Origin of the sequence: Pseudofrankia coriaricola (genome assembly GCF_001854805.1) — a bacterium.
In the GTDB taxonomy this organism is placed as follows: domain Bacteria; phylum Actinomycetota; class Actinomycetes; order Frankiales; family Frankiaceae; genus Pseudofrankia.
Window position 1 is genome coordinate 98,335 of sequence record NZ_MBLO01000263.1, and the last position, 19,551, is coordinate 117,885.

Genomic DNA, 19,551 nt, shown 5'->3' on the forward strand with positions numbered 1-19,551 from the left:
TGCGATGGCGTACCGCGGTCGTGGTATGCGCGGATGACGGCAGAGGGTGGACGCCGCGGGGCAGCCTTGGCGGGACCGTGAGGTGTCACATTCGAGCTCGCGAAAGGCAGTTCCGTGTCCGTTCTTGCCCGGTGGTGCGCACGGCATCGCCTCGTCGTTCTCGGGGTGTGGGCCGGCGCCGTCGTCGTCCTGATCAGCCTCGTCGTCGGACTGGGGTCCAACTTCAAGACCGTCGCCGACCTGCCCAGCAGCGAGTCGGCGCATGCTTACACCCTGCTCGGCACCTCCGCCGGCTCGACCGAGACCGGCCGCATCGTCTGGCACGCCACCGGACAGGCCGTCGACTCGGCCCCGGTGCGCGACGACGTCGCCGGCATGCTCGCGAAGGTCGCGTCGCTGCCCGGCGTCGACGCCGTCGCGAGCCCTTACACCGCCGGCGACCCGTCGCGGCTCAACACCAGTCAGAACACGGCCTACGCCGACGTGACCGTCACCGACGACGTCGATGTCGCCCAGGTCCGCCAGGCCGCCCAGTCAATCGAGAACGACCACCTCAAGGTCGAGACCGGTGGGCAGGCGTTCGCGCCCGAGACCAAGGCGGGCGGCATCGCCGAGGTCGTCGGCATCCTGGCGGCGCTGCTGGTGCTGCTGGTGATGTTCCGCTCCGCCTGGGCCGCGGCGCTTCCCATCATTACCGGCGTGGTCGGCGTGGTCGCCTCGCTGCTGTTCGTCATGGTCGGGTCCCACGTCGTCGACCTGTCCAGCGAGTCGATCACTATGGGGTCGCTGATCGGCCTGGGCGTCGGCATCGACTACGCGCTGTTCATCGTCGACCGGCACCGCAAGGCCCTGATGGCTGGAGCCTCGGTGACCGACGCCATCGGGCAGGCCGGCAACACCTCCGGCCGAGCGGTGATCTTCGCCGGTCTGACGGTGATCGCCGCGCTGCTCGCGATGTTCGTTGGCGGCATGGGTGTCCTCACCGGCATGGGCCAGGCGGCCGCGGTGACCGTGCTGTTCACCGTGCTGGCAGCGATCACCCTGCTGCCCGCGCTACTGTCCGTCCTCGGCCCGCGCGTGCTGTCCCGCCGGCAGCGCCGCCTCCTGTCCAACAGCGGCGCGCCCGCGGTGAGCGGGCCGACATCGAGACGTGCGCACGCTCGCCGTGGGCCCGCCAGGCGCTGGGCAGCGCTCGTCACCCGTGTTCCCGCGCCGATGGCGGTGCTCGCGCTGGTCGTACTGGCCGCGCTCGCGCTCCCGGTGCTGTCGATGCGGGTCGGTGAGGCCGACGCCAGCAGCGACCCGGCCGGCTCGACGTCGCGTCAGTACTACGAGCTGATGAGCCCCGCGTTCGGCGGCGGCATCGACGCTACCCTCCTGCTGGTGGCCGAGACTCCCGACGCGGGTTCCGCGCGGGCGCTGGACGTGCTGGTCACGCAGCTGCCGTCGGTGCCCGACGTCGCCTCGGTCGCGGTCGGCGCGACCGCCGGTGACGGCATCCAGGTCGTCCAGGTGACGCCGTCGAGCAGCTCGGGCGCCAAGGCGACCGTCGACCTGGTGGATCACCTGCGGCGGGACGTGATCCCGGCCGCCGAGGCCGGCAGCCACCTCCAGGTGTCCGTCGGTGGCCAGACGGCGACCAACATCGACATCGCGCACGCGCTGATGAGCAAGCTGCCGCTCTACCTGGTGCTGGTGGCCGGCCTCGGATTCCTGCTGTTGGTGCTCGCGTTCCGCAGCCTGCTGGTGCCGCTGGTCGGGGCGGTCAGCAACCTGGCGACGATCCTCGTGGGCCTGGGCGCACTGACCGCGATCTTTCAGTGGGGCTGGGCCAGCAACCTGCTCGGCGTCGGAGACGGCGCGCCGATCTCCTACATCGTCCCCATCATGGTCGTCGGGGTGATGTTCGGCCTGTCGATGGACTACCAGGTGTTCCTGGTGAGCCGCATCCGCGAGGAATGGGCGCACACACGCGACAACACGCGCTCGATCCGCGTGGGTGTCGCCGAGACCGCCAAGGTCATCGCCACCGCCGCCGTCATCATGCTGTGCGTGTTCTCCTCGTTCGGGTTCAGCGGCCAGCGGATCGTCTCCTGCATCGGCATCGGCCTTGCCCTCGCGGTCGTCGTGGACGCCTTCGTCGTGCGCATGATCCTCGTCCCGGCGCTCCTGCGGATGATCGGCGACCGGGTGTGGGCATATCCTCGCTGGGCCGACCGCCTCACACCGCACCTGGCGATCGAAGGCCCCGCCGACAAGATCGACATACCGTCCGACCAGGTGGACGCGCCGCCCACGGACGACCTGGTCGGCGTGGCCGGCCATGCCTCGGCGGTGGCGGACCGGCGGTGACCGAGGAGCCGTGACGATCATCCGATCCGCCGCCGGAAACACCGACGGCGCAGCCGGAACCACCGGCTGGCGACGCCTGCTCAGCGAGAGCAGGCGTCCCACCCGGTGGGACGTCGTCGTCACCGTCGTCGTGCTGGCCGCTATGACAGCCGTGGTCGTCGTCCGCTCCGGTACCGCGACGTTCCCCGGCACGGAGCTTCTGCTCCTCACCGTCGTGTCCTGGCTGCCGCTCCTGGTACGGACCTACTGGCCCGAGCCCGTTCTCGCCGCCGTCGTGGTCGTCGAGGCATGCCACCTCGCGGTCATGCCCAACCTCGACGCCGGCCTGCCCGGAAGCACCGTCGGCGCCTACCAGCCCGTCCCGATCGCCACGATGATCGCCGTGTACACCGTCGCGGCCCGCCGCCGGCAACGGGACGGATGGATCGCCGGCGGCGTCGCCGCATTCGTGCTCCTGGCCGCCGCGCTGCTCTTCCAGCCGCTCTCCCTGGCGGGCACCGACCTCGTCATGGTCCAACTAGTCGTCATCGCCACCGGCGCTGGTGTCGGGGTACGCGCCCGGCACGACGCGCGGACACGGCGAGCCCGCGAGGCCAGCGAACAGTCCCGGCGGGCCGTACTCGACGAGCGGCTGCGCATCGCCCGGGAGCTGCACGACACACTCGCCCACAACCTGGCCCTCGTCGACGCACAGGCCGGCATCGCCGACTACCTGCTCGACACCGACCCCCGAACCGCGCGCCAGGCCCTGCGCGGCATCACCCAGCACACCTCCGCGGCCATCGACGACCTGCGGGCCGCCCTCGTCCTGCTGCGCCGCGACCCCGACGACGCCGAGCCCACCGAGCACGAGCGGCCGGGCGGCCGCGACCTGTCGGCCACCGGCCACCGGCCCGTCGGCTCCCCCTCTCTTGCACCCGTCGCCGGTCTGGCGGAGCTCGACGGCCTGCTGGGCCGGTTCCGCGACGCGGGCGCTCACCTCGCGCTCGACATCCACGGCCAGGCGGCCGCGCTGAGCCACCAGAGCGACCTGGCCGCCTACCGGATCATCCAGGAGGCACTCACCAACGCCACCAAACACGCCCCCGGCGCGCCCGTCACCGTCACCCTGAACTGGACGCCCGGCCACCTGACAATCGAGATCCGCAACGCCCGCTCGCTCCAGCCCGGTCACACCCGCCACGTCGGAACCGGGCACGGACTGATCGGCCTACGCGAACGCGCCCGCGCCGCGGGCGGGACGCTGGAGGCCGGCCCGACCGACGACGGCGGCTACCTTGTCACCGCCAAGCTGCGTACCAGGCCGGATCACCCCACCGAGGACCTGGCGGCCCCCGCCGGGAACGCCGCCACGCCCGAGACCGAGGAGCCCATGCCGTGACAGCCCCGATCAGGATCGTGCTCGCCGACGTCCAGGAGCCGCTGCGCGCCACCTTCAAGCTCCTGCTCGACGCCGCGCTCCCGGCCATGAACGAGCTCACCGCCCGCGAACGCGAGATCACCATCCTGGTCGCCCATCCCGTGCGTGCTGTCCTCTCCCCTGAACCCAGGGCACGGCCGGGCCGGCGACGCACGCTGGCGCTTCCGCGTCAGCGTGCGTCGGTCGGTCTTTGGCCAGTGCTCGGCATGTGCTGCGATCTTTGTCCGGACGGCAGCGTCATGAGGTGCTGCCGTCGGCACAAACACGCTCTCGAGCCGTCGCGAACGCGGTACCGGTGGGGTTCACCTGCACGAAGGCGTAGCAGGACAATGGCTTGCCCGAATAGTCGCGCAGGTCGACGGGCGCGATGAGGCCATCCGCATCGTAGTTGGGCACGCCGCGCAGGGCTTTGATGAAGTCGTCACGGATGGGGCAGGGTCCCGCCAGGTCGAGGCCACGCAGGAACAGGTCGGTGTTGATGTAGGTGAACATCGCGAACTGCTGGTCGGTGTTCGTGGACTCCGGGGCGTAGCGGCTCATCGCGTCCTTGTAGCGTTGAATCGCCAAGCCGCCGGCTTCGAACGGGCGGAAGAACACCGGCATCGACACGCCGGCGAGCGCCGGACCGATGGATGACAGCAGCCCGCGGTCGTAGCCGGTGAGCACCACGCTGACTGCGAGGTGGGCCCCCGCTATGCGAGTCGCCTGCACGATCTTGGCGAAGTCGTCCGGGGCGGTGATTCCCAGCAGGGCGTCGGCACCGAAATCCGCGATCTTGCCGGCCACCTGGTCAGGGTCGCCGATGCCGGCCACGTAGGGGAACGCCTGGACCGTGCTGATCCCGGCGGCTTTCAGGCCCTGGGCGTACTCCCCTGTGAGGCCGGAGCTCACCTCCGACTGGTCCCCGGTGATGATGGCGACCCGGGTGCCGCGAGCGGCTCGGATGTAGCGGCCGACGACGACGGGTGAGGCCGAGTACACGAAGGAGAACATGTTCTCCCGCCCGGCCCAGGACGGTTCGACGGCGACCCCGGTGACCGGCACCCCCTGCTGGGTCAGGCGGTCCATCGAATCGCCGAGGGCGGCGCTGGCCGTCACGAGGCCGAAGACCTTCTCATGGTCGATGAGTTCTTCGGTCGCGGTCGCGGCAACCGATCCGGAGCCCGCGTCGTCTCGCCATTCGTAGGCGATCCGGCGGCCATGGACACCGCCTTCCTCGTTCGCGAGGCCGATCCTGGCGGCAAGGCCGGCTCGCGCCGAGGACAGCGCCGAACTGGATGCCCCCGTGTCGGGATAGACGAACCCGAGCGTCACTTGGCCTTGGGTGACCCCGGGCGAGTCGCAGGCCCCGGCCGCTCCGCTCCCCGTGCTCGCCGAGGAGCAGCCGGTCACGGCGACGACAACGAGGACCGCGCTCGCCACCCCCAGAGGCGCCCGAGGCTTAGGTAAGCGCATGCGAATCCCTCATGTATTCCGGTAGGGGACGAATATGGTGCGTACGCCAGTCCCGGAAGATGCCACAGGGCTCAACGGCTGCTTCCGCCCGCGGGGGCAGCTCCAAAGCTCAGTAACGGAAGAACATCCGCCAGCGGCCGACGGACCGCCAAACGGGGATGCCGCGGCCGATCGCGCTCTGTGGGCCCCTCAACCAGAGGCACTGTGCTCTCCCCCGCCTTCATTGGCGACGCCCTCCCGGCCGGAAGTAGCCGCCCGGTTTGGAGGCGGTCACCGGGTGCTGACCATGACATGGCAACGCCTGCGTGAACCCGCACGATCACAGATTGCTAGTACGCGCTAGCGTTGGTCAGGATGCTATCCACACGAAACTAGGGCGCGCAAGTCAGGCCTCCACGACAGTGCCACGCCCACGCGATCACGCTCGTGCGCGGCTACCCGATCGCTTCGGACGCCTCGACGCGTGGCGGCGCCCTGAACGACCTGACGCCCTCAGAGCGGCAGGTCGCGGCGGCGAACCGACCGCGGACCGTGTTCCAGTTGGGCCGCCGCGCCCGGCGTGGCCGGGGCCTATTCCGCCACGCCGGGCGCGGACGGCGGCTGCCACGACGGGAAGCCCGACCACTTCCGCAGTCGTGCACTACGCGGCCAGGCACGGTCTGGCGAGCTTCGGCCTTCGCGATGCAACTGGCTGTGACGAGCGGGTCGACAGAATAACCAAGCGCTTCTGATCGACCACAGAATCGACAGTCTCGCCAGGAAAGTGGGTTCAACCCGATTGCCGGACCAGGAAGTCCGCGAGCAGGCACATAACCGTCGCGAGAGGGGTGTCCTAAAAATTATCCGCGCTTGCCTCCACGGCGGAGGTTATCGCCCAAAGCTAGCGCGCGCAAGCATACTGCGTAGCGTTTTGTGTGCGGTGACCAGGTCGGTTTCTCGCCTTCGATCAGGGAAGGCGGTTCGCGCGGGCGACCTCGCCGAGCCAGCGGGCGGAAGGCTTGACGGTGCGGGCGAAGGTGGTTCGGTCGACGGCGATCAGCCCGAACGTCATCGCGAAACCGGACGTCCACTCGAAGTTGTCGAGTAGCGACCAGTGGAGGTAGCCGCGGACGTCGACGCCGTCGGCGACGCAGCCGGCCAGTCCCTCGAGGGCGGCGGCGGTGTAGGCGGTGCGGGCGTCGTCGTCGGCGGTGGCCATGCCGTTCTCGGTGACCAGAATCGGCACCCGGGCGTGCTCGGCCGCGAGCCGGACCGTGTGCCCGAGGGCCTGGGGGTAGATCTCCCAGCCGGTCTGCGTGGTCGCGGTTCCGTCCGGCACCGGCAGGAGGCCGTCCGGTCCGATGCGTTCCCGGGTGTAGGTCTGGACGCCGACGAAGTCGTCGTCGCGGGAGACGTCGAGCCAGTCGAGCTCGGCCGCCTGGCGGGTGGCGGCCCAGCGCTGCTCGCCGCCGTCGGCGGGCTGCAGGTCGATGAGGGCCAGGGTCCAGCCGACCGCGGGGTCGCCGGGCCCGGACTTGATCGCCTCGACGGCCTTGCGGTGGGCCGCCGCCATCACCTCGACGGAGGGGACCGGCCAGCTCCCGCCCGATCCCGACTGGCCACCCGACTGACCCGGCTGGGCTGGCTGGTCGTCGGCGGCATCCAGGAGACCGAGGCCGTCCTCGCGGGCGGCGGCGGGGGCCAGGCCGAGGTGGACCATCAACGAGATCACGTTCGGCTCGTTGAAGGTGCACACCCAGGGCGTCAGGTCGCCGATGTGCTCGGTGACCCGGGCCGCGTAGCGGGCGAATCGGTCGATGGCGGCGGTGCCGTTCCACCCACCGGCAGCGGCGAACCAGCGGGGAGTCGTGAAGTGGTTGTAGGTGACGACGGGGGTGACGCCGTGTTCGAGGCAGGTGCCGACCATGCGCCGGTAGTGGTCGAGCGCGGCCCGGGAGAAGAATCCCTCCTCCGGTTCGATCCGCGCCCATTCGATCCCGAACCGGTAGGCGTTCAGCCCGAGTCCGGCGAGCAGGCCGATGTCCTCGGGATAACGGTGGTAGTGGTCGCACGCGTCGCCGGACGGTTCGGCGAACCGCGATCCGGGCGCCCATTCACTGGCCCACAGGTCGGCGTTGACGTTGCCGCCCTCGACCTGGTGGGCGGCGGTCGCGGCACCCCAGAGGAAGCCGTCGGGGAACTGGCTCATGATCGGTGGACCTCCTGATGTCGCGCGGAAGTTGGCATCGGACTGCGCATCAGGCCTGCGCGGCGGTGAGCCAGGCCGTCATCCGGTCCAGGCTGCGTTCGCCGGCCGCCGTGAACGGCTGGTTGAGATGTCCGTGGCGGGAGCCCGGTTCGAACTCGACGCGGACCGGGACGCTTGCCGTCGCGAGCTGCGCGGCGTACGCCTCGCCCGAGGCGCGCAGGGCGTCCGCATCGGAGTTGAGCACGTACACCGGCGGTTGTCCGGCGCCGTCGCCGTTGGCGGGGAACGCGTAGGGGTCCGCCAGGGCCGCCTCGGTGCCGGTGAAGTTCAGGCTGATCTCAGGGGCCATGTCGGCGGTGAGGAATTCGCCGGTCAGTGCTTCGGTCTTGGCACGCAGGTCCGCGCTCGGCTCCGGCAGCCGCGGGTGCAGAACGCTGTAGAGAAGCAGGAGGGAGGCCGGCAACGGTCCGCCGCCGTCGCGGAGGCGCTTGGTCACCCCCGCGGCCAGGTTTCCGCCCGCGCTGGCCCCGCCCAGGTGTATCCCCGCAGGTTCCGCCTGGAGTTCGCCGGCGTTCTTGACCGCCCACAGCCAGGCGTCGAGGAGGTCATCGGACGGCGCCGGGAAGTGAACGCCGCGAAGGCACTTGCGATACTCGACCGACAGCACCGGGATGCCCCGCGACGCGAGGGTCAGGCCGACCCAGTTCGCCTCCGGCATGTCCAGGTCCCCGGTGACGAAGCCGCCGCCATGCGCCCAGACCAGCGCGGAGCCCGTCGCCCGGCCCGGCTCGCGGTAGAGCCGGGCCGGCATCCCTCCGGCACCGTCGACGTTCACGTCCCGTACTTCGACCCGGGCCAGTTCGGGATAGTGGGCCGTGAGGGCGGCGGTGTCCGGGCCCTGGGGCATCCGCGTGGCGATCAGCTCGGGGTCGGCCGTCTCCAGAAATCGGACGAAGTCGGCGAAGGACGCTCGGCGTCGCTCGCCGCCGGTCTCAGTGGTCACGGGGCCTCCAGCGATGTGTCACGAGCCGACGGGTGTGGATGTGAGGGTCGCGAGGACGGCGGACAGGTCGCGTTCCATGGCCGGCGCCTGTTCGGGGAAGTAGCCGAGGAGGGTGCGCAGGTCCGGCAGTGATGGTTCCGTGCCGGTGTCGGCGTCGCCGAACTGCGGCAGGTGCTGGCGGAGCACGGAGTGCAGCGCGGTCCAGGTCTCCGAGTCGTGGAAGAGGACCTTCATCGGGGTGTCGAGGGTGTAGGCGGGCCGGACAGGCGTCGGGAGGTCGTACTCCCAGTGGTGCTCGCCCGCGTCGACGTGGACGGTCAGCTCGTCCGGATGGCGAGGGAGGACCACGTCGGCGGTAGTGCCGGTGGGGACGGCGACGTCCACGGTCATGCGGCCGGTTGGATCGTGCCGCCAGGCGACGCGCACCCGTCCGTGAGGGGTGTCGTGGCTGACGGTCGCGTAGGAGAGCCCGCCGCCGGGTTGTGGCGCGATCCGGATCCGGCGGTAGCCAGGCTCGGCGGGTTGCAGGCCGCCGACGACGCGGTGCAGCCAGTCCGCGATGGCGCCGAGGGCGTAGTGGTTCAGCGAGGTCATGCCGGTGTCGTGCAGCGTGCCGTCCGGCGTGATCGCGTCCCACCGTTCCCAGATCGTCGTCGCGCCCTGGGTGACCGGGTAGAGGAATGAGGGGCACTCGGTCTGGAGTAGCAGCTTGTAAGCGGTGTCGAGGTGGCCGGTGCGGCTCAGGGCGTGGGCGACCAGCGGCGTGCCGGCGAATCCGGTGCTGATCCGGTGCTCGGCCTTGGCGACGAGCTCGGCGAGGCGGCGTCCGGCCCGCTCGAGCTGGGCGGGTCGCAGGATGTCGAAGCAGATGGCCAGGGTGTAGGCGGTGACGGTGTCGTTCGCGACCAGGCCGGCGGGGGTGACCCATTCGTCGCGGAACGCCACGCGGACACGCTGGTGCAGCGTCGAGTACCGGGCGGCGTCCTCCGTGCGGCCCAGGACGTCGGCAGTCTGAGCGAGCTCACTGGTGGTCTTGCACAGGTAGGCGCAGGCAACGAGGTAGGCGTCGGTCTTGCCGCCGGCCGGGTTGGTGGGCGGTGCGTCCGGGTCGAGCCAGTCGCCGAGCTGGATGCCGGAGTTCCACAGGCCGCGCTCGTCGAGCATGCTCTCGACGCTGTCGATGAACGCGGTCATGGATGCGTACTGGCGGGCGAGGATCTCCGGGTCGCCGTACTCCTGGTAGAGCGCCCAGGGCAGGCTGACCGCGGCGTCGCCCCACAGCGCGGTGGGCGTCCTTATCGGCATGGACAGCGCGTCCGGGACGACGATCGGGACGAAGCCCTTCTCCCGCTGCTCGGCCGCGAGATCGGCAAGCCACGAGCCCAGCAGGCCACTGACGTCGTAGAGGAAGACGGCGGTGGAGCCGAAGGCGTTGAGGTCGCCGGTCCAGCCGAGGCGCTCGTCGCGCTGCGGGCAGTCCGTCGGCACTCCGACGAAGTTGCCCCGCATGGACCAGACGACGTTCCAGTGCAGCTGGTTCACCAGCTCGTTCGAGGTCTCGAACCAGCCGGTCCTGGCCAGGTCGCTGTGCACGACCACCGCCCGCAGTGCGTCGGCGTCGAGCGCGCCGGGCCAGCCGTCGACCTCGACGTAGCGGAAACCGTGGAAGGTGAACCGCGGCTCCCACGTCTCCCCGCCGGCGTCGCCGCGCAACGTGTACCGGTCGGTCGCCAGCGCGGTGCGGTTGGTGCGGAAGTCGATCTCGCCGTCGATCAACGTCTCCGCGTGCCGCAGGGTGATCGTGGTACCGGCGTCGCCGCGGACGGTGAGCCGGACCCAGCCAGCGAGGTTCTGGCCGAAGTCGACGACGGTCCGCCCCGCCGGGGTCATGAGGATCTCGACCGGCGCCAGCTCCTCGATCCGACGGATCGGCGGGGCCTCCGGGGCGATCAGGGTGTCGAGGTCGTGCTGAACGAGGTCGACCGGCGACCACGCGGAGTCGTCGAAGCCTGATTCACTCCAGCCGTCCGGGTGGCGCCGGGCGTCGTAGGTCTCGCCGTCGTAGATGCCGTCGGCCAGGATCGCGCCGGTACCGGCCCGCCAGTCGGCACCGCTGCCGACTGCCTCGACATGGTCGCCGTAGTCGAGGTCGAGCTGCAGGAACCCGGCCGGGCGATCGGCCCACAAACCCCGTCGGCCTTCCTCCCAGGTCAGCCGGCCCACCGCCCAGCCCTCACCCAGGATCGCGCCGAGCACGTTCGCGCCCTCGGCCAGCAGGCTGGTGACGTCATGGCTGCTCACGACCAGCCGGTGCTGGTAGGACGTCCAACCCGGCGCGAGCACCTCGTCGCCTACCCGGACTCCGTTCAGATGAGCCTCGATCAGCCCCAACGCCGTGACGTGCAGCGTGGCCGACCGCAGTCCCGCGCCGACCGTGAACTCCCGCCGCAGGTATGGCGCCGGCGCCTGCCCGGCGGGACGAGCCGGCGCGGCAATGAAGCTGCCATTTCCTGAATGGGACACGGGACCTCGATCCTTGGGCAGGGCGGCGAACAAGGTGATCGGTCCGCTTCCGCGGCCTTGTTGGATGTGCGGCGAACGGCCGGCGACGGTCAGGCGACGGACGCGGGGAGGGTGATCGTGCTGGCGCAGCGGATGTCGTCGCTGCTGAACCCGGCCAGCACGGTGACCTCGCCGGCCTCGATGCCCCGGGTGCCGTCGGCCTGGGTGTAGAAGAGCCGTTCGACCGGGGTTTCGAGGGTGACCGTCGTGGCTTCGCCCGCGGGCAGCGCCAGGCGGGCGAAACCGATCAGCTGGCGGACCGGGCGGACGACGGTGGCCGCCTCGTCGCGGGCGTAGAGCTGCACGACCGTCTCACCGTCGACAGTGCTGGTGTTCGTCACGACGAGCCGCGCGCGGATGATCCCGTTGGCCTCCTCGATGGCCGGCCCGGTGGAGTCGTCGAGCGTGACGTCGAAGGTGCTGTAGGACAGGCCGTGGCCGAAGGCGTAGAGCGGGCTGGGATCGGCCAGGTCGTTGTAGCCGTGCCGGGTCCCGGTGGGGTGGTCGTAGCCGCTGCCGTAGTGGTGGCCGTGGTAGATCGGCAGCTGACCCAGGTGGCGCGGGAGCGTGCTCGGCAGCTTGCCGCTCGGGTTGACCACGCCGAAGACCGCGTCCGCGATCGCGTGGCCGGCCTCCTCGCCGAGCAACGGTGCGAGCAGCACCGCGTTCGACGCCCGCGCCACCGCGTCGAGCAGCAGCGGCCGCCCGGAGACGACGACGGTCACCAGCGGCTTCCCGGTGGCGGCCAGCAGGGCGACGAGCGCCTCCTGGTCGCCCGGCAGGGCGGGCTCGGCGGTCGACTGGCCCTCGCCGGCGGTGTTGTTGCCGACCCAGCCCGTCCGCTCGCCGACCACGGCGACGACGACGTCGGCGGCACTCACCGCCTCCTCGACGATGGATCCGTCCAGCGGGTGCTCGGGGTCCGCCTCGAACCCGCCAAGCGGGACGTGTTCGATGGAAGGGTCGATCCGCCTGAGCGCCTCGAGCACCGTGGGCGCGTCCGGATGAGTCCGCCGCGCCTCCGCTTCGAAGGTCTCCCCCATGCCCGGCATCCGGGTCTGGAAGATGTCCGTGAACACGAACGTCGCCGGATCGACACCGGGGATCTGACCGGTCATCACCGCACGCATGCCCAGCGGCATCTCCGCCTGGGAAACCGACGTATAAGCGCCGAAGTGGACGCGCAGCTCGTCGGCCGCGGGACCGACCACGACGACCCGGCCGCCCCGGAACGTGAGCGGTAGCGTTCCATCGTTGTCGAGCAGGACCATCCCGCGCTCAGCGACGGCACGGCGTACCGTCGCCGCCTCGCCGCGATCCGGCGCCACGGGCGCGGCGGCGGAGGCACAGCCGGGCGTCGTCATCCCGGGGATGAGTCCGGCGCGTGCCTTGGCGGCGAGGACGCGGGTGACGGCGGTGTCGATGACCTGTTCGTCGAGGCGGCCGCTCCTGACCTCCTCCACCAGGTGGGAGTAGTTCGTGTCGCCGGGAAGCTCGACGTCGAGGCCGGCGCTGACCGCCTGGACGGCTGCCTGGGCCGGCGAGTCCGCGGTGTGGAAGAACCGGGTCTGCAGGGTCACGGAGTCGTAGTCGCTGACGACGAGGCCGATGAAGCCGAGCTGGTCGCGCAGCAGCTCGGTGAGCAGCCACCGGTCCGCGACGCACGGGACGCCGTCGATCTCGTTGTAGGAGTTCATGATGATCGCGAGGTCGGCTTCGGCGATCGCGCGGCGGAACGGTTCGGCGTACTCATCCACGAGCGCGCGGCGCCCCAGCTGGGTGACGGCCTGGTTAAGCCCCCCCTCGGAGGCGCCATAGCCCACGAAGTGCTTTCCCGTGGCAAGCACGCCCGACTCGCCGTCGGCGCCCTGGACACCGCGGACGAACGCGATCGAGAACCGCGCGACGAGCTCCGGGTCCTCGCCGTAGGTCTCGTGGACCCGGCCCCACCGAGGGTCGCGGGCGAGGTCCATGACCGGGGAGAACAGCAGGTGGCCGCCGGTCGCGCGCATGTGAGCGGCGGTCACGGTGGCCGCCCGGGTCACCAGCGACGGCTCCCATGTGGCCGCCTGCGCCCACGAGGTCGGAAACTGCGAGCCGGACGCGTGCAGGAAGCCGTTGATGCCCTCGAAGTGCACGAGCGCGCCGATGCCGAACGGCGCGATCTCCCGGATGGCGGTCTGAACGCGTTCGAGGTCGGACCGCAGGCTTTCCAGGTCGTGGCCGAGGAACCAGGCCAGGGAGATCTGCCCGACGCCGTGTGGCCGGAGCGCCGGCAGCCGGCTGACGTCGAGCTCGGGGCTCGCCGCGCCCGGCTCAGGCCGTCGCGCGATGAGGTCGGTGACGGCGAACCCGGTGAGCTGGGCGACCTTCTGCTCCACCGTGAGTTGGGAAACGAGGTCCGGAATCTTGTCTGGCGTCAACGTGGTGGTGGTCATCGCCGCGTTCCCTGTTCCTCTTGAAGGTCGCCCGCCGCGGCCGGGGCCTCGCCGGCCGGTCGCGCGGGTGCGAGGTCGACGCCCGGGTAGCGCAGGCCGATCTGGTGGCGCACCGCGTCGAGCGTCCGCATCACCGACACGGACTCGGCCAGCGGCATGACGTCGCTGTCCAGGTGCCCCGCCCGAAGCCGCTCGTGGACGTGCCGGGCCTGGTGGTGCAGTCCGCCGCCGGCCCGGTTCGGCGGATCGCCCGCGCCCCCGTCCGCCGTGCCCGTGTCGGTGGTGTCGAGGGCGGCCGGCAGCTGCAGGCGTTCGGTACCGGCCGGGCCGCGGACGAGGATCTCGTCTGGGCAGTGCATGAAGGCGGGCAGCTCGATGCTGCCGGTGGTGCCGGAAATCCGGCCGGTACAGCTCAGACCAGCGCGCAGGGACGCCTTAGCGAGGGCTACGGCGCCGGTCCGGTAGCCCATCAGGATGGCGACGTGCTCGTCGACGCCGGTCTCGCCGAGCTGGCCGAACGCCCTCACCTGGTCCGGCTCGCCCAGCAGCATGCTGGCCAGCGAGACCGGGTAGACGCCGAGGTCGAGCAGCGCGCCGCCGCCCTGCGCGGGGTCGAACATCCGATCACCCGGCGCCGCCGGCAGCCGGTAGCCGAAGTCGCCGTCGACCGCCAGCACGGTGCCGATTGCGCCCGCCGCGACCAGCTCCCGGATTCTGACGTAGGCGGGCAGGAAACGGCTCCACATCGCCTCCATCAGGAACCGGCCCTCCGCACGGGCCGTCGCCACCATCTCGGCCGCCTGCGCGGCGTCGAGGGCGAACGGCTTCTCGCACAGCACCGCCCGCCCGGCACGCAGGAAAAGGAGCGTGTGGTGATGGTGGTGCGAGGCCGGGGTCGCCACGTAGACGATGTCGACACCGTCATCGGCGGCCAGCTGCTCATAGGAGCCGTAGCGGCGAGCGCGGGGCACGTCGAACCGCTCGCCGAAGTCGTCGGCCGTCTGCTGGCGGCGGGAGCCGACGGCGACGAGCTCGGCGTCGGGCAGCCGGCCGAGCGCCTCGGCGAACCCGCGCGCGATGGCGCCGGTGCCCGCGATTCCCCACCGGAACGACATGAGACATCCTTGGTGCCGGACCAATGGCCCGGGCGGTCTGACGGTCCGACGTGGCCCAGCCGGTCAAGAAAGGCCGGGCCACGTCGGTGTGGGCGGTCAGGTCAGCTGGTCGTGACGAAGAAGCCCTTCTTCGCCGGGTCCCACGCGAAGATGCGGGGTGGGATGTCGCCGTTCGGTGTCTGGCGGCTGTAGGTCGCGGTGTCGACGGTCACCGGGATGTGGAACGTGCCCAGGGAGAAGCCGGCGTCCTGGAAGGACTTGTAGGTCAGGTCCTTGCCCGCCTTCTGGGCGATGGCCTGGAACAGGGTCAGATAGCGGCAGGCGGCCGCCTCGGACGTGCCCCATGAGGGCTGCTTGGGGGGTGCGAGCGCCGGGTCGATGATCTTACCCTTGAGCTCGGGCATCGCGGCCTCGATCGTGGGCAGGCAGGTGTTGACCGCCGGGTCGGTGTAGTTGGTGGCCTGCCCGAGCGCGAGCGCCTTGTCGAGCACGCTGAGGTCGCCGCTCTTGGCGCCGAAGACATAGGCCGAGGCGGTGCTGTTGCTCGCGAACAGCAGGCGGGGGCGGTAGCTGGTCTTCTGCAGCTCGGCGGGGAAGTTGGTCTGGGAGCCGCCGACGAGCAGCACCGTGTCGACGCCCGCGGACTGGAACTTCTGGATGAAGACGTTGAACTGCGAGGACACCGCGGCCGCGTCGGTGATGTCGGCGTCAAGGACACCGGTCTCGGTGATCGGGATGTTCTTCGCCTTCAGCGCGGGCAGGACGACCTTGTCGAGGGTCGGCTGGTCGTCGCGGTAGGCGACCACGGCGAGCTTCTTGCCAGTCAGGTCGCCCTTGTCGATATACAGCTGCAGGCCCTGGCCCAGTTCATCGCCACCACGCAGGTCCGAGAACCACGGCGCCTGGGCCTTGGCATAACGCTCGGCGGTGAGGTCGCCACCGACGACCAGCGTCTTGTGCGTCTGCACATAGCACGTCACATCGTTGGCGTTGAGGCTGCCGATCACCGCGAAGACCTTCTCGTCCTCGGTCAGCTTCACGCAGGTCTCCTGCGCACCCGTGGGCGAGATGACGTCGACCGCACCGAACACCGGAACAATCCTGCGGCCGTTGATGCCGCCATCCTTGTTGACCTTGTCAACCAGGGCGTTGAACACGGCCTGGTAGTCGCCGTGATCGACGTCGACGAACTGCTTGACCTTCTCCAGGTCCGGATAGACAAAACCAATCTTGATGCTGTCGGCCGTGACCCCCCGCGCCGTCGCCGGCGCCGGCGGAACCGGAAACGCCTCCGCGGTGGTCGCACCCGCCGACGGCGTTCCCTTGTCGTCATTCGACTTGACGCTGCACGCGGTCACGGCGAGCGCGACAGCCCCCGCGAGCAGTAACGCGCTGTATCTATGAGCGCGGCGATGTGAGGTCATCTGACAGATCTCCAGTACGTGACACGGTTGAATGGACAGCTGTAGGTACGTCGGCGCCTGGGCGGCGCACCGGGTTACGTGCGTCGCGTTATGCGGGTGCGGTGGTGCTGGTGGCGACGGGGGCGTCTTCCGCTGGGCTGGGGGCGCTGCCGCTGGGGGCGCTGCCGCTTCGGCTGATGGCGCGTTCGTCGGTGCCGAGGTAGCTGGCGATGACCTTCGGGTCGTCGCGAACGGTGCCGGGGGTGCCCTCGGCGATGACGCGACCGGTTTCGAGGCAGTAGACGCGGTCAGAAATACTCATGATCAGCGGCATGTCATGCTCAATGACGAGCATGGCCGCGTCGAGCTCACGGCGGATCTCCTGGATGAGGGGGCCGAATGCCTCCGTTTCTCGTTGGGCGACGCCCGCGGTCGGCTCGTCGAGGCAGAGCAGGCGGGCGTCGAGCGCGAGCAGCCCGGCGAGCTCGACGATGCGGCGGGTGCCAGTGGACAGGTCCGCGATGAACGCGTCGGCATACCGACCAAGACCGAGGAAACCGATGAGATCATCGGCGGCGGATCGCTGGGCGCGTTCCCGGGTGAAGGTGTGCGGCAGGTGCAGGGCGGTGGACAGCAGCCCGGTGCGGCCGCGTGCCTCCAGGGCGATCTGCACGGTCTGGCGGACGGTGAGCTCGGGGAACAGCGTCGCGGCCTGGAAGGTGCGCCCGAGCCCGGCCCGGGCCCGGGCGGTCGGACCGGTGGCGGTGACGTCACGACCCAGGAGCTCGACGGTGCCGGTGGCGGGGGCGAAGCCGCCGATGGCGTTCATCAGGGTGGACTTCCCGGCGCCGTTGGTGCCGATCAGACCCACGATCTCACCGGGCGCGACCTGGATCGATACACCGTCGACCGCGGTCAGGCCGCCGAAACGGACCCGCACGTCGTTCGTCCGCAGCATCGGCCGATCCGCGGGGAGTGGCTCGCGGGGGACGGTCCGGGTAAGTGCCTTGGCCGGGGCGATCTCCGGTTTGCCGGCAGGCTGGGGGCCGAGCCGTTTGTCGGCGAGGCGCAGGAGGGCGTCACGGGCGGCGTAGCCGATCTGGACGAGGCCGCCGGGGAAGTAGAGAAGCAGGATCAGCAGGCCGAGACTGGAGGTGAGCAGCGGGACGATGTCGTTGCCGGGGAAGATCGCCGGCAGGCCGATGACCCAGAGCGCACCCAGCACCGGACCGTAGATCGAACCAAGACCACCGATGACGACGATCGACACGAGGCTCAGCGAGTCGGCCGACAGGAAGTACCTGTCGGAGTACGGCACGTTCTGGACCGCACCGGCAAGCAGGCTGCCCCCGAGACCGGCGATCCCACCAGCCAGCGCGAACGCGCGCAGCTTCACCCGGGTCGCCCCCACGGTGTAGGCCGCGGCGGTCGCCGCGTTGTCCCGCACCCCGATGGTGGTGCGGCCGATCCCGGAACGGCGTAACCGGGCGACGACGGCCAGCACGATGGCCAGCACGGCAAGGACCAGGTAGTAGTAGGCGCGCTGGCTGGTGATGTCGATACCGAACGCGGTGTCACGGGTGAACGACGCCGTGTGGGCGCCCTCGTCCTGGAACACCTCCCGGCGGTAGAGGTACTGCTCGGCGGCGATCCCGAACGCGAACGTACTGACCGCGAGCAGCAACCCGCGTACCCGTAGCGCGCCCGCCCCCACGATGGCGGCGAGCGCGGCGGCGACGAGGCTCGCGAGCAGGACCGCCACCGGGAACGGCAGCGCGTTCAGGGCGAAGGTGCTGCCCCCGATCTGGATCTGCAGGCCGCGGTTCAGCGCCGCGGCGGTCAGCGCGCCGAGCCCGGCGAACGCCATCTGGCCCAGCGAGAGCTGCCCGGCCCAGCCGGTGAGGATGGTGACCGAGGCGGCACAGATCGCATAGCCGAGAATCACCGTGTAGAGCAGCTGCCGCGACGCCTGCGGCACCAGCAACGGCAGGACGATCGCCAGCACGCCCAGGAAGAGGAGCGGCGCGCGCTCCAGCTGGCGGACCCACCACAGATCACGCAGCCGTTCGGGAATCGGCGCGGCCTTCGGGGCGAACGAGAACGACGAGGTCTCGGTGTCGCGGCCGCGGCTGACGAGGAACACCGCCGCCAGGACCAGCAGGAAGATGACGAAGTCGGTCAGACCCGGCTGGGTAAGCCAGTTGAACTGGATGAACGACTGCAGCAGCCCAAGCACGACGCCCGCGAGCAGCGCGATGCGCATGGACACCATCCGGGCGATCACCGCCGCGGCCAGCGCTCGCACCAGCGTGGTCGGGCCCAGGGTGGTGACCTGGGTGAGGGTCTTGGTCTGTGCGGAGATCAGGATCAGGCAGATCGTCCCGATCAGCCCGGCCAGCGCCCACATCGCCGTGGAGACGATCTTCGGGCTGATGCCCTGCAGCCTCGCCAGCTCTGGGTTGCTGGCCGACGCCCGCACGGTGCGGCCGAGCACGGTGCGGCTCAGGAACAGGCCGAGCAGGAGCGCGACGAGGGGAACCGTGACCAGGACGCTCAGCTGCGCTCCGGTGATCCGCAGGCCGTCGACCGGCGACCATGCCCCACCCCACGGCACCGGATACGACTCGCTCGCGTAGTCGTCGAGGTCGGGAAGGCCGGTGACGATGGTGAGCGCCAGCTGCGCGACGCCGATGGTGGCGACCAGCAGGATCACCCTCGGTGCCTGGAACAGCCGACGGACCACGGCGAGATCGACGAGCGCGCCGAACAGCGTGCCGACGACGAGCGCGATGACCAGGGCGATCCAGTACGGCACGTTCCACCGCACCACCAGCAGCGCGAACAGCACGGAGCCGACAAGACCCATGTTCGCGACGGCGAAGTTGATGACCCGCGTCGAGCGGTGGACCAGCACGATGCCGATCGCGAGCAGACCGATGACCAGGCCACTGACACCGCCATCGAACAGCAACTGGGTAGTAGGCATCTCCATGACCGTCAGCCACCTTCCCGGCCGAGGAACACCGCGCGGGCCAGATCGTCACGTTCGGCCAGCTCACGGGCCGGGCCGGTGAACCGAACCTGCCCCTTCTCCAGGAACACCGCCCGGTCGGCGACGGCGAGGGCGATGTTCAACGACTGCTCGACGACGACGATCGTCAGCCCGTCGGCCTTGAGCCGCTCCAGGATCACCAGCAGGTCCTGCACGACCGCCGGCGCCAGCCCCAGCGACAGCTCGTCGATCAGCAGCACCTCGGGGTCGTGCAGCAGCACCATCGCCAGCGCCAGCATCTGCTGCTGCCCACCGGACAGCGACCCGGCGAGCTGGGACTGGCGGCCGGCGAGATCCGGGAACAGGCCGAGAACGTAGGCGAACCGGCGGTCACGGTCGGCCCGGTCGCGGCGGATCCGGAACGCCGCCATCTCGAGGTTCTCCCGGATCGTCATATCCGGAAACACACCCTTACCGCCCGGCAACAGATGCACGCCGTACTTCCCACGCTGCTCCGGCGCGACATAGGTGATCGTCCGGCCGTTGAGCCGCACCACACCCCGCGACGGCGTGCCGAGCCCGCAGATGACCTTCAGGATCGTCGACTTGCCGGCCCCGTTCGT

General features: G+C 70.4%; 11 protein-coding genes. 2 read left to right on the forward strand and 9 right to left on the reverse strand.

Translation table 11 applies throughout. From position 1 onward, the window contains the following. Positions 1-114 precede the first annotated feature (114 nt). Positions 115-2,352 (forward strand): MMPL family transporter, encoded by a 2,238-nt coding sequence (locus BCD48_RS40540; protein WP_083419953.1) that lies wholly within the window; start codon positions 115-117, stop codon positions 2,350-2,352. A gap of 10 nt (positions 2,353-2,362) precedes the next feature. Continuing rightward, positions 2,363-3,733: a sensor histidine kinase gene (locus BCD48_RS40545; protein WP_083419961.1), complete on the forward strand. Its 1,371-nt coding sequence runs from the start codon at positions 2,363-2,365 to the stop codon at positions 3,731-3,733. A 276-nt stretch (positions 3,734-4,009) separates the two neighbouring features. Here BCD48_RS40545 and BCD48_RS40555 read toward each other — a convergent pair whose 3' ends face one another. The 9 genes from BCD48_RS40555 to BCD48_RS40595 form a co-directional block, all read right to left on the reverse strand. After that, positions 4,010-5,227 (reverse strand): ABC transporter substrate-binding protein, encoded by a 1,218-nt coding sequence (locus BCD48_RS40555; RefSeq protein ID WP_071053703.1) that lies wholly within the window; start codon positions 5,225-5,227, stop codon positions 4,010-4,012. Positions 5,228-6,173: 946 nt separating this feature from the next. Then, the gene (locus tag BCD48_RS40560) at positions 6,174-7,415 is read right to left on the reverse strand and encodes a glycoside hydrolase family 1 protein (protein ID WP_071053704.1); all 1,242 of its coding nucleotides are present in this window, start codon (positions 7,413-7,415) and stop codon (positions 6,174-6,176) included. Positions 7,416-7,464: 49 nt separating this feature from the next. Next, positions 7,465-8,418, reverse strand: a complete 954-nt coding sequence (locus BCD48_RS40565; RefSeq protein ID WP_071053705.1) for an alpha/beta hydrolase — start codon at positions 8,416-8,418, stop codon at positions 7,465-7,467. 18 nt (positions 8,419-8,436) lie between these two features. Continuing rightward, a complete protein-coding gene (locus tag BCD48_RS40570; RefSeq protein WP_071053706.1) occupies positions 8,437-10,941 on the reverse strand; it encodes a glycoside hydrolase family 78 protein in 2,505 nt (834 codons plus the stop codon). A gap of 89 nt (positions 10,942-11,030) precedes the next feature. Further along, entirely contained in the window at positions 11,031-13,418 is a 2,388-nt protein-coding gene (locus tag BCD48_RS40575) for a glycoside hydrolase family 3 N-terminal domain-containing protein (protein WP_071053707.1), read from the reverse strand. After that, positions 13,415-14,533: a Gfo/Idh/MocA family protein gene (locus BCD48_RS40580; protein WP_071053708.1), complete on the reverse strand. Its 1,119-nt coding sequence runs from the start codon at positions 14,531-14,533 to the stop codon at positions 13,415-13,417. The genes BCD48_RS40575 and BCD48_RS40580 overlap by 4 nt, the downstream gene beginning before the upstream one ends. 101 nt (positions 14,534-14,634) lie before the next feature. Next, on the reverse strand, positions 14,635-15,957 hold the full coding sequence (locus BCD48_RS40585; protein ID WP_071053709.1) for an ABC transporter substrate-binding protein: 1,323 nt from the start codon (positions 15,955-15,957) through the stop codon (positions 14,635-14,637). Between the two features lie 88 nt (positions 15,958-16,045). Then, a complete protein-coding gene (locus BCD48_RS40590) occupies positions 16,046-18,928 on the reverse strand; it encodes a branched-chain amino acid ABC transporter permease/ATP-binding protein (protein ID WP_071053710.1) in 2,883 nt (960 codons plus the stop codon). Between the two features lie 5 nt (positions 18,929-18,933). Next, the coding region (locus BCD48_RS40595) for an ABC transporter ATP-binding protein (protein ID WP_116271823.1) at positions 18,934-19,551 on the reverse strand (618 nt) is incomplete at its 5' end.